We start from the raw sequence: 12006 nt of genomic DNA, 5'->3' as shown, positions 1-12006 counted from the left end.
GCGTGGATCTGCTGACCGCGCGCGCTCATTGCGCCAGGTAGCCGCCATCGATGGCGTAGTACGTGCCGGTCGCGAACGAGGCATCGTCGCTGGCCAGCCAGGCCACCAGCGCCGCCACCTCCTCCGCCGTGCCCAGCCGCTTCAATGCGTGGCGGCCCTCCAGGGTGGCACGCACCTTCGGGTCCATCTTCTCCAGCAGCGGCGTGCTGATGAAACCCGGGCCCACCGCGTTGACACGGATGCCGTCTGCGGCATGTTCCCAGGCAGCGGTCTGGGTCAGACCGACCACGCCGTGCTTGGCGGCCACATAGGCAGTGGAGCCGGCATAGCCCACCTGGCCCAGGATCGAAGCCATGTTGATGATGCTGCCGCCGCTGCCGGCCGCACGCATGGCCTGGATCTGCGCACGCTGGCACAGGAAGACACTGGTTAGGTTCACGTCGATCACGCGCTGCCAGCCATCGACCGGATAGTCGCCACTGCTGGCTGCAGGCCCGCTGATGCCGGCGTTGTTGACCGCGATATGCACGCCGCCGAGCTCCTTCACCGTACGCTGCACTGCGGCCTCCACCGCCGCATCATCGGTGACGTCCAGCGCCACACCGATCGCCTGTCCGCCGTGCGCCTGCAACTGCGCGACAGTGGCATCCACCGCATCCTGCTTGAGATCCCAGACCGAGATCCGGGCACCGGACGCCGCCAGTGTCTGCGCCACCGCAAGGCCGATGCCGGAGACGCCGCCGGTCACGACCGCGGTCTTGCCGGTGAGCTGGTAATCGATCATCTGTGTTCTCCACGTGTTGTCAATCGAAGCGGAATGCACCCGCCTGGCCAGCACGCTACGCCCCGACGTGTTACGACCGTGGCATATACAGGGCCTGCAACGATCCTTCCCATCGCTGCAACGCGTTCGCGCCTATGCTCAGGTCACGCATCTCCTCCCCATGGAATTCCCGATGACGACCCCTGCCGCCGATCTGCTGTTCACGCCCACCCGCCTCGGTGATATCGCCGTAGCCAACCGCATCGCGATGGCGCCCCTGACGCGCAACCGTGCCCTGCCCGACCGCGTGCCCTCACCACTGGCGGTCACCTACTACCGGCAGCGTGCCAGCGCCGGCCTGATCATCGCCGAGGCCACGCAGATCAGCCCGCTCGGCCAGGGCTATCTGGACACCCCGGGCATCTACAGCCGTGACCAGGTCGCCGCCTGGAAAACGGTCACCGATGCAGTGCACGCCGAGGGCGGACGCATCGTGCTGCAGCTCTGGCACGTGGGCCGCATTTCCCACACCAGCCTGCTGCCGGAAGGCGAAGTGCCGGTGGCGCCCAGCGCGATCCGTGCCCAGGGCAAGACCTTCACCGCCAACGGTTTCGAAGATGTATCCGAGCCCCGCGCGCTGGGCATCGAAGAGATCCCGGCGCTCATCGAGGCCTTCCGGACTGCCGCCCGCAATGCGATCGACGCCGGTTTCGATGGCGTGGAAGTGCATGCGGCCAATGGCTACCTGATCGACCAGTTCCTGCGCGACGGCAGCAACCATCGTGACGATGCCTACGGCGGCAGCATCGAGAACCGCACGCGCCTGCTGTTCGAAGTGGTCAGTGCAGTAGCCGATGCCATCGGCCCGGGCCGTACCGGCGTGCGCCTGTCGCCGGTCACGCCGGTCAACGACGCGCACGACAGCGACCCGCAGCCCCTGTTCAATCGTGCGGTGGAACGCCTGGATGCGATTGACGGGCTGGCCTTCATCCATGTCATCGAAGGCGCCACCGGAGGCGACCGTGACAATATCGCGTTCGACTATGCGGGCCTGCGCGCTCGCTTCCGCGGCCGGTGGATCGCCAATAACGGCTACGATGCCGCACGCGCCGGCCAGGCCGTAGCCAGCGGCTACGCCGACATGGTCGCCTTCGGCCGACCCTTCATCGCCAATCCGGATCTGGTCGCGCGCCTGCGTACCGGTGCGCCGTTGGCCGAGCTGGATGCGGACACGCTGTACGGCGGCGGCGAACACGGCTATACCGATTACCCACCGTTGGACCGCTGAGTTCAATGCGGTGCCTGCCCGGTTCCGGGCAGGCACCGGAGCCGGCAGTTTGGCCGTTTGGATCCCTGTTTTTGGCCACCCCGCCCCTCATCGAGGCGGCAGCAGCAGCGAAAATAACGCGATGTCACGCGAAGGGCGAGCGTGCACCGACGCCCCGTTTTCCTTGCCGAGCGCCGAGCGATGTCCCGATATTTCACCTTTGCCGATTACCGCCGTTTCGGCCAGCGCCATGGCTTCGATTACCGCGCTGATCCGGAACACCTGCGCGAGGACCAGTGGGCCGGTCGCGGCGAGGTCAACGAACAGTTCATGCGCGGTGGCATGAGCCTGATCGCCTCTGACGTGCATAACCGGTTCCCCTATGTGGCTACCGCGCAGCAGCGTCCCGGGCTTGCCATCCGCGTGATGCTGCAGGGGCAGGTCGACGTGCGTATCCCGCGACGCGGTGCATTTACCCTGCGTGCCGGTACCGCGATGACCGCCCAGCATCGCGACCAGATCGAGATGACCGGCGCGCACCCCGGCCAGACGCGCATGCGCGGGGTCAGCGTGATCGTGCCGGCGGGAGTCGATGCGGAAGTTTTCCGGATGCCACTGCTGGAAAAGGCGCTCGACACGCACCTGGAATGCCGCCACTGGGCCATTCCACACGCGATGTTGCCGGTGCTGGGCCAGTTGTTCGACCGCCCGTGGCAGGACGGCATCGATGCCTTGTGGCGCGAGGGCGTGGCACTGCAGCTGCTGGCGCTCGGCCTGCAGGCGGAGGACCTGCAGGCCGACCCGGTGCGCACGCTGCGCGCCGGCCAGCGCGAGCGCCTGGAACGCGTGCGCAGCTACCTGCATGACGACCCCAGCCATGCCCACAGCCTGGTCGAGCTGGCCCGGCTGGCCTGCATGAGCCCCAGCTCACTGCGCCGCCATTTTGCCCAGCAGTATGGAAGCTCGGTGTTCGACTATCTGCACGAGCAGCGCATGCGCCACGCCGAACAGGGCCTGCGCGAAAACGGATGGACCGTCGAACAGGCCGCCGCCGCCAGCGGCTACCGCCACCCCAGCAACTTCGCCGCCGCGTTCCGCAAGCGCTTCGGCCTGGTGCCCAGCCGATGGCGCACCGGTCCCTCGAAGGTGGGGTGAGGATCCCCGCTCCGGTAAGTGTCGATCTTGGTCGATCGGCATGCCATGGCCCCGCCTTGGTAGGTGTCGACCTTGGTCGACACTCCCAGAAGGCGACTGCACTCCCGGCACATCTTTGCGCATGTCGCATATGCCCATTGCCTCCAAAGATGGGCCGCGCCATCGTGGTAGGGCTGACCACAGGGACTCCGCGTGGAAAACCAGGATCAACCTCGCACGCCGATCTTCATCCGAAGTATCCAAAGCCCATGGATAGCCGAGGCGGGCGCGCATGCGGACGATCTGCGTACGCTGCAGGCGCATTGGGTCGAAGCTGCGATTCCCGAAGACTTCATGCGGCTCCTGCAGTGGTCAAACGGTGGGCGCTGCGTGTTCCCTCAGGCTTATGTCGACCTGTGGTCCGTCGCCAGCATCATTCAGCTCAACCGCAGCTACCAGATCCATCGTTATCTTGGCGACTCCCTGATGGGCATTGGAACGGACGGTGGATCGACGCTCATCGCGCTGGTTCTCTGCCCGCTCAGTCGCGGACAGATCGTCTCATTCGATCTGGGCGATCTCGACATCAGCCGGGGAAAGCCCATCGCCGAATCTATCGCCGAACTCTTTCGGAAGTTCGACAGCGGGCTGCTGACTAGCGACAACATTTATCCTTGAGCTTAGAAATGCCGGCCAGCGGCCGGCACTACCACGTGCTGCCGGGCCATGCCCGGCGTCATCCTCTCCGCCTCAATACACCGGCAGATCGATGTAGCTGGCCTGCCCCGCGCTGTGCCACACCCGCTGCGTGGCCTTCTGGTAATCGCCTGGCTTGGCCAGGTAGAGGTTGGGCACGTAGGTCTGCGGATTGCGGTCATACAGCGGGAACAGGCTGGACTGCACCTGCACCATCACCCGGTGCCCCTTCTGGAAGGTGTGGTTGGCGTTGGGCAGATCGAAGCGGTACGGCAGCACCTGGTTCGCCGCCAGCGGCTTCGGATCGCTGAAGCTTTCGCGGTAACGGCCGCGGAAGATCGCCAGCGACACGGGCAGCTCGTAGCCCCCCATCTCCGGCGTCGACGCTTCCTGGTCCGGGTACACATCGATCAGCTTCACCACCCAGTCGCTGTCGGTGCCACTGGTCGAGGCCTGCAGGTGAACCAACGGTGCGCCGCCGATGCGCAGCGGCGCCGTCAGCGGTTCGGTGATGAAGGTCAACACGTCCGGGCGACCATCGACAAAGCGCTGGTCCTTGACCAGCCAGGTGGTCCACATGTCGCGGTCGCCGAAGCGGATCGGGCGCGGCACGAACGGCACCGGCTTGGCCGGGTCGGACACGTACTCCTCGAAGTCGCCCTCGCCCGCCACTGGCGCTTGGAACGCCAGCTTGCCGCCGGCACGCAGATAGAGCGGCTTGCTGCTGGCGGCACAGCCCTTGTCGCAGCTGCGCGGCCACCCTTTCAGGCGGTCCCAGTGGTTTTCGCCGGTGTTGTAGATCAGCACCGGCGGCGTGTCGGCCTTCGGTGCACCGTCCACCAGGTACTGGTCGAAGAACGGCTTGAGCACATCGCGACGGAACTGCAGCGCGGTATCGCCATCGAACTTCAGCGCGCCCAGTTCGCTGCCGCTGTAGTTCACCTGGCTGTGCCGCCACGGGCCCATCACCAGGTAATTGCGGTTGTTGCCGCTGTCGCGCCCTTCCATCGCCTGGTAGGCGTGGTTGGCGCCCCACATGTCCTCCTGGTCCCACAGGCCCTGCAGCCACATGGTCGGTACCTTCAGCGGCGTCTTCGCCATCACCGCGTCCAGCGCCTGGCCCTGCCAGAAGCCGTCATAGGCCGGATGCTCAACCAGCTTCTTCCACCAGGTCAGCTGGTCCACGCCGGTGAAACGCGCGTAGTCGCCGGCCGAACCGAGGCGCAGGAAAGTGCTGTAGTCGTCGTAGCCCAGGCTGGGCAGCGGCGTGCCCTTGCCGCGCTTCTCGGTCTGCATTGCGAAATAGTTGAAATTGACCTGCCGGAACGCACCGTAGTTGAGCCAGTCGTCACCCATCCAGCCATCGACCATCGGGCTCTGCGGTGCGGCCACCTTCAGTGCCGGGTGCGGGTCGGTCAGCGCCATCACCACGGTGAAGCCCTCGTAGGACGAGCCGAGCATGCCGACCTTGCCATTGCTTTCCCGCACGTTCTTGACCAGCCAGTCGATGGTGTCCCAGGCGTCGGTGGCGTGGTCCACCTTGGTGTTGTTCAACGGCCCGCGCAGCGGCCGGGTCATCACGTAATCGCCTTCGGAGCCGTACTTGCCGCGGATGTCCTGGAACACGCGGATGTAACCGCCGTCGACGAACACCTCGTCGCCCTGCGGCAGCAGGTCGCGCATGCGCGGCGAATCGCTGCGGCTGGCGCGGCCGGCGGCATCGTAGGGGGTGCGGGTCAGCAGGATCGGCGCATTGTGGGCGCCCTTGGGCACCACGATCACCGTATACAGCCTGGTGCCATCACGCATCGGCACCATCACCACGCGCTTGTCGTAGTCACGACCGACATCGGGAGCAACGAAGGGCTTTCCGCTGATGTCCGGGGTCATCGGCGGGGTATCGGCGGCCAGCACGGTGCTGGACAGGCAAAGGGCAATGGCTACAGCGACGGCACGCACACGCATGGACAACCCCTCCCGGCAGGAAAGCTCCAAGCCTACTCCTGCCCTGCGCCGTGAAGTGTGTGCAGGCTTTGCATTCTGCGGTGGATGCAGGCAGGACTGATGGCACATGTGCCTGCGGTGCCGCTGCGCTCGCCGGCGAACGGTAGTGCCGGCCGCTGGCCGGCGACCGCGTAACGCGCCCCAGGAGCATGAAGTTGCCGGCCAGCGGCCGGCACTACCCGGTCAGGCCACCACCACCTCGTGCAGCGCCAGCCAGCGCCAGCGACCCTCTTCCTGCCTCAGCACCGCCAGCGATTCGCGCCACGCGGGCTGGCCGTCATCGATCGAATGCCCTTCGCGATAGCGCAGCACCGCCAGCGGCAATGGCGCATCCACCGCCTGCACGGCGTCGATGGAAATCCGCAGCCCGGGGCGCGCGCCGTGACCACCGGCGAACAACGCCTGCACGGCCTGCCGATCCAATCTGCGCCCGGCGATGCCGGCCATGCTGAAGTCCGCGCAGAAATGCGCCATCAGATCACCCAGCGCGTCGGTGCCGACGTCGGCACGGAACCAGGCCTGCAGCTTGTCATGCAGGTGGTGGATTTCATGTTCTGCGGTGGTTTCCATCAGGTGTTCTCCGGTTGCGAAAAGGTGATCCTCTGCGACCTGCGCAGCAATGCCATCGGCAGCAGGGTCAGCAGGGCGGCCAGCCCCAACGCTACGCGGGTGGCGTGGGCCGGCAGCCATTGCATGGCCAGTGCCAGCAGCAGCGCGATGGCCGCAGTACCGAGGCAGAAACTGAGCTGGCGGTTGAGATTCCAGAGAGCGCTGGCATCACCCAGCGCCTCGCCTTCCACGCCCTGGAAGGCCAGCGTCTGCGCGGTACTGCTGCACAGGCTGCCGCCAGCGCCCATCAGCGCGAACAACAGCGCGGCCGATGCGAAGGCGGGCGGCGGCAGCAGCGCCATCAACAGCAGCCCACTGGCCTGCAGCAGCATGCCCACGCGCAGTACCGTGGCCGGGCCGAGGCGGGCCAGCAGCCGTTTGCTGGCCGTGATCGCCACGGCCGAGGCCAGCGCCCACGGCAGCATCAGCGCGCCGATGCGTGCGGCGCTGTAACCGGCCTGGTGCAGCTGCAGGGTACTGACCAGCTGGCTGCCGATGAACACGCCGGGTACGGCCAGATACACCAGCATCGCCAGGCGCAGCCCGCGATGGGACAGCAGTGACCAGCGCAGCAGCGGTTGTGCCTGCCGACGTGCATGCTGCAGGTGGGCCGCCGCCAGCAGCAGTGCGACCAGCAGCAACACGGCACCTGCGCCGCGATGTCCGCACTCGCCCAGCCAGGTCAGCGCCAGCAGCAGCGCGCCCAGCGCCAGCATCGCGGTGGACAGCGCATAGGCCTGCAGGCGCGGTGCACTGCGCGTGCCGTCGGCCGGCATCCACGCCAGCACCAGCCCGATCGCCACCAGCGCCAACGGCAGGCTGGCCCAGAGCACGCCGCGCCAGGACAGCCACTGCACCAGCAACCCGCCCAGCGCGGGCGCCAGTGCCGGCACCAGCAGCGCCACCAGCAGGATGCGCCGGGTCAGCGCGCCACGCTGGTCGGGCGTGCAGTGCCGGTACGCTGCCGCCTGCGCCACGGGAATCAGCAGGCCACCGGCCAATCCCTGCAGCAGGCGCCAGCCGAGCAGCCAGCCGATCCCTGGCGCTGCGCCAGCCAGCGCAGCGGCAACCGCGAACAACAGCAGCGCCACCAGCAGCAAGCGACGCTCGCCGCAGCGCGCAGCCAGCCAGGGCGCCAGCGGAATCACCACGCTCAGGCCCAGCATATAGGCGGTGCCCACCCAGGCCAGGGTGCTGATCTCGGCGTGCAGTTCCGCTGCCAATGCCGGATAGGCCACCGTGGCGATGAACATGTTGACCAGATCCAGGGCGAACACCAGCAGGAAGATCGCCTCGTGGCGCAGGCGGGGGGACGGCATCGGCGGCGCTCCAGCGGGGAAGCGACCAGCATGCCGTGTGGGTCTTGTTGGAAAAACACGACGGCAGCTGCAACACTGTCAAAACCATTTTGACAGTGAGCCGCAATGGTCAGCCTCGACCGCTTCGATATCTTCCGCGCTGTGGTCGAGGCCGGCAGCCTGACCGCTGCGGCCGATCGCCTCGGCCTCAGCCGCGCGGTGGTCAGCTTCAACCTGAAGCGGCTGGAACAGGAGTTGGGCGTGACCCTGCTGCTGCGCAGTACCCGCCACCTGGCCCTGACCGAGGCCGGCGAGCAGTTCCTGCAGCACTGCGTGCAGGCGCTGGATGCCGCGCAAGCAGCGATCGATGCCGCACGCCGCGACCAGCACCAGCTGCAGGGTGTGCTGCGCCTGACCACCACGCCGGAGTACGCCCAGCTGCGCTTGATTCCTGCGTTGGAGGCGTTCCGTGCGCGGCATCCGGCCCTGCAGTTGCATCTGTCGACCTCACCGGCGCCGGCGGACCTCATTCCCGAGCGTTTCGACCTGGCGATCCGTCTTGGCCGCCTGCCGGATTCAGGGCTGCACGCCAGCGAACTGGAGCGCCATCCACTGTGTGCGGTGGCGGCTCCTTCCCTGCTGGCACGCCTGCCCTCGGCCGATGCGGCCGATGACCCCGTGCAGCTGGGTACCCTGCCCCGCCTGGGCTACCCACGCCTGGCCGACGTGCCGGTGGTTGCCCCCGATGGCAGCGACGCGCTGTTCGCCACTCATCCGGGCAATGCCGTGGTGCGCGTGGATGGCGCCAGCAGCCTGCGCGCCTTCGCCGTGGCCGGCGCCGGGGTCACCGTGCTGCCACGTTGGCTGATCGAGGACGACCTGGCCCAGGACCGCCTGCGCCCGGTGCTGCGCCAGCACCGCTTCCCGCAGCAGAGCGTGTATGCGGTCTACCCGCACAGCACGCAGCCCTCGCCGAAGGTGCGGCAGCTGATCGATTTCCTGCGCGGGTGGTTCGCCATATGAAAAGGGGACGGAGGGGATTAAGTCGTTTATGCATAAACGACTTAATCCCCTCCGTCCCCTTTTTCAGGCACGGCCCTGTGCGGGCCGTGCCTTCATGCATCAGCGCAGCACCTGCTCCACCAACTGCACGTCCACCGTCTGCAGCGGTTCGGCGGCGTTGCGCGACAGCTGCACCTGGTAGGTGCCACCGTCGATCTTCCACTGGCGCGCCTGTGCATCGTAGTGGGCCAGCGTCTTCGGCTCGGCTTCGATGCGGATGCGACGCTGTTCGCCCGGCTGCAGGGTCACCTTGTCGTAGCCGATCAGGCGGATCGGCGTGGTGCTGCCGGCCGGCAGCTTCAGGTACAGCTGGGCCACGTCGGCACCGGCGCGCTTGCCGGTGTTGCGGATGTCGACGCTGGCGACCAGGCGCGAACCTTCCACGCTCACCTTCAGGTTGTCATAGGCGAACGAGGTGTAGGACAGGCCATGGCCAAAGGCGAAGGTCGGGGTCAGGCCCTTGGCCGCCATCCACTTGTAGCCGACGTTGGCACCTTCGATATCGAAATCGAACACATCACCGAACGGCTTGGCCGGCTTGAAGCCCAGGCCATCGATATGCGGGCGCGGCAGCTGCGACTCGTCCGTCACCCAGGTCACCGGCAGGCGACCCGACGGATTGACCTGGCCGGTCAGCAGCGCGGCGATGCCTTCGCCACCGCGGATGCCCGGGTACCAGGCCTGCAGCATCGCCGGCACCTGCGCCAGCCACGGCGTGCGCACCGGGCCGTTGGTTTCCAGCACCAGCACCGTCTTCGGGTTGGCCTTGGCCACCGCCGAGATCAGTGCGTCCTGGTTGTCCGGCAGCTGCATGTCCGGCAGGTCCACCGATTCGGCCGCCCACTGGGTCGCGAACACGATGGCCACGTCGGCCTGCGCGGCGGCCTTGGCCGCGGCCGCGGCATTGGTCCCGTCCACATATTCAACGGTCGCGTCCGGGCGCGCCGCACGCAGCGATTCCAGCGGCGAGGACGGATGGAAGATCACCGGGCCCGGCCAGGTGGTCGGCATCACGCCCGGCACCGCGTTGGTGCCCTTGGCGGTCACACCCACCATCGACGAACCACCACCACCGATCACGCCCTTGTCGGCATGGCCGCCGATGATGACGATGCGCTTCACGCTGTCGGCCAGCGGCAACAGGTTGCCCTCATTGCGCAGCAGCACGCTGCCCTCTTCCACCGTGCGCTGCGCAACGGCGAAGCCGGCCTCGGCATCCACCTTCTGGTGCTGCGGCGGGTTGTCGAAGTTGCCATGCAGGAACATCGTGCGCAGGATGCGCGCCACCATGTCGTTCAGGCGCGCCTGCGGCACCACGCCGCCATGCACGGCCAGGCGCAGCGGCTCATCGAAGAACACCGCCGCGTCGAACACTTCACCGGCCGACTGCTGGTCCAGGCCGGCCAGCGCTGCCTTCGAGCCACTGTGCACGCCACCCCAGTCGGACATCACGAAACCGGGGAACTTCCATTCCTGCTTCAGCACCTGGTTCATCAGGTAGCCGTTCTCGCAGCCGTAGGTGCCGTTGATCTTGTTGTACGAGCACATCGCCACGCCCGGGCGGCCGGCGTCCAGCGCGATCTCGAACGCCAGCAGGTCCGACTCGTGCATGGCCTGTTCGCCGATGCGCACGTCGTGGAAGTTGCGCCGGGTCTCCATGTCGTTCAGCGCGAAGTGCTTCATCGAGGAGATCACGTGCTGGCTCTGCACGCCCTGGATCAGCGCGCCGACCATCGAGCCGGCCAGCAGCGGATCCTCACCGGCATATTCGAAGTTGCGGCCGTTGCGCGGGTCGCGCTGCAGGTTGACGCTGCCCGACAGCAGGATGTTGAAACGCTGCTGCCACGCCTCGCGGCCCATGGTCGCGCCACCGGCGAAGGCAACTTCGCGGTTCCAGCTCGATGCAGTGGACGGGCCCGATGGCATTGCCGTGGCGAAGTCGCCCGGGCGGATGCCCCCCGGATTGGTCACGCCGACACCGGCATCGGCCGACTGCTGCGACGGAATGCCCAACCGCGGGACGCCCGGCACGAAGCCGGCCGAACCGACCGCACCTTCCGGCAGCGGGCCACCGTCCTTGCCCAGCCCGAAGTAGCTGTGCAGCATCTGGAACTTCTCATCCTCGGTCATCGCCTTCAGCAGCAGCGCAGCGCGCGCATCGGCGTTGAGGGTGGTGTCCATCCATGGCTTTTCACCGTGCTTGTCGGCGGCATAGGCCAGGGTCAGCAGGGTGGCGCGCAGGGTGGTGCCTGCCACCTTGAACGGTGCGCTGCTGGCGGCCTGGAAACCGTCGCTGAAATAGCTGGCATCGGCCTCCAGCGCGACACGCGCCGGATCGAAACCTGCGGCCTTGGCCGATTCACCGGCCACCGCGCCGAGCAGCACCGCCGGGGCGCCCAGCCGCGAACGCGTGACCAGCGCCGGCAGCTGCGCCGCACCTGCGCCAGCATCGGTGTAGACCGCCACGGTGTGGCGGCCATCGTCCAGGCGCAGGTAGTTCAGGCCCGGCTGGTCGGGACCGGACTCGGCGGCGATCGGCAGCCGGGTCAGCACGGCCTGGCCGCGCTGGGTCTGGCCATCGTCCTTGCCGGCGGCGATGAAGCGGTATTCATAGCCCAGGCCATCGGCCAGCACCTGCAGCGGATCGACCTGGCCGATGCCGCGCTGTACCTGGCGCACGCTCACCGCGTCCACCTGCAGGGTCTTCAACTGCGCGGCCAGGGCCGGCATCGCCGTCGCATCCGGTGCCTGTTCCAGGGTCAGTACGGTAAACGCCGCAGGGTCGGCCCAGGCCGGGGCGGCCAGTGCGGCAGACAGGGCGAGGGACAGTGCGAGCGGCTTTGTAAACGTTTTCATCGGCAGGCGTAATTCCGTTGCCAAGGCAATCGGTCCAGGGAAAGTGCCGCCGAAGGGTGCAGCGTTCATGCCGCGCAGGGGTTGCCAGGCAACGCCCCACAGGCCGGAGGACGGGCCGGTCTGCGCGCGGGACCCTCCTCCCGGCGTGACAACCTGCCTGCCCGGGCCGCGCAGGGCGACCCAATCCTGTGAAGATTGTGCGAGGGCGTTCACACCTGTCAACAGGACCTAAGTCACAGGGGCAACCTGGCCCGCAGTTATCAGGCCATCACTGGCGGTCATCAGCGGGCCGCGCAGGGCTGCCGATAATGCAGGTC

The 12006-nt window shown here is 67.4% G+C and carries 9 protein-coding genes; 4 read left to right on the top strand and 5 right to left on the bottom strand.

All coding sequences use genetic code 11. The features are described from left to right. Positions 1-25: 25 nt before the first annotated feature. Positions 26-784, bottom strand: coding sequence for an SDR family NAD(P)-dependent oxidoreductase (locus AC5P9C_RS03035; protein WP_495205067.1), 759 nt, complete (start codon positions 782-784; stop codon positions 26-28). Between the two features lie 172 nt (positions 785-956). Between AC5P9C_RS03035 and AC5P9C_RS03030 the strand changes: the two genes are divergently transcribed. The 3 genes from AC5P9C_RS03030 (at position 957) to AC5P9C_RS03020 (ending at position 3842) form a co-directional block, all read left to right on the top strand. Beyond that, entirely contained in the window at positions 957-2051 is a 1095-nt protein-coding gene (locus AC5P9C_RS03030) for an oxidoreductase (RefSeq protein ID WP_343540281.1), read from the top strand. A gap of 180 nt (positions 2052-2231) precedes the next feature. Beyond that, positions 2232-3185, top strand: coding sequence for a helix-turn-helix transcriptional regulator (locus tag AC5P9C_RS03025; RefSeq protein ID WP_049465136.1), 954 nt, complete (start codon positions 2232-2234; stop codon positions 3183-3185). Positions 3186-3377: 192 nt separating this feature from the next. Further along, complete coding sequence (locus AC5P9C_RS03020; RefSeq protein ID WP_343540280.1) at positions 3378-3842, top strand: SMI1/KNR4 family protein; 465 nt, start codon at positions 3378-3380, stop codon at positions 3840-3842. Between the two features lie 72 nt (positions 3843-3914). Here the strand turns inward: AC5P9C_RS03020 and AC5P9C_RS03015 are convergent, their stop codons facing one another. From AC5P9C_RS03015 to AC5P9C_RS03005, 3 genes are all read right to left on the bottom strand, one after another. Next, positions 3915-5825: a CocE/NonD family hydrolase gene (locus AC5P9C_RS03015; RefSeq protein ID WP_343540279.1), complete on the bottom strand. Its 1911-nt coding sequence runs from the start codon at positions 5823-5825 to the stop codon at positions 3915-3917. A gap of 222 nt (positions 5826-6047) precedes the next feature. Further along, the gene (locus AC5P9C_RS03010; RefSeq protein WP_074725369.1) at positions 6048-6434 is read right to left on the bottom strand and encodes a DUF4440 domain-containing protein; all 387 of its coding nucleotides are present in this window, start codon (positions 6432-6434) and stop codon (positions 6048-6050) included. Then, on the bottom strand, positions 6434-7792 hold the full coding sequence (locus AC5P9C_RS03005) for an MFS transporter (RefSeq protein ID WP_074725370.1): 1359 nt from the start codon (positions 7790-7792) through the stop codon (positions 6434-6436). Before AC5P9C_RS03005 ends, AC5P9C_RS03010 begins: the two co-directional genes overlap by 1 nt. A gap of 105 nt (positions 7793-7897) precedes the next feature. On the opposite strand from AC5P9C_RS03005, the gene AC5P9C_RS03000 reads away from it, so the two are divergent. Next, positions 7898-8794: a LysR family transcriptional regulator gene (locus tag AC5P9C_RS03000; RefSeq protein ID WP_053462938.1), complete on the top strand. Its 897-nt coding sequence runs from the start codon at positions 7898-7900 to the stop codon at positions 8792-8794. A gap of 99 nt (positions 8795-8893) precedes the next feature. Here the strand turns inward: AC5P9C_RS03000 and AC5P9C_RS02995 are convergent, their stop codons facing one another. Continuing rightward, entirely contained in the window at positions 8894-11689 is a 2796-nt protein-coding gene (locus tag AC5P9C_RS02995; protein WP_074725372.1) for a beta-glucosidase family protein, read from the bottom strand. Positions 11690-12006: the final 317 nt, after the last annotated feature.

The organism is Stenotrophomonas sp. YJH_SMC_10 (genome assembly GCF_059371555.1).
Note: the sequence above shows the minus strand (reverse complement) of the source record. Positions and strands in the feature narration are given on the sequence as shown.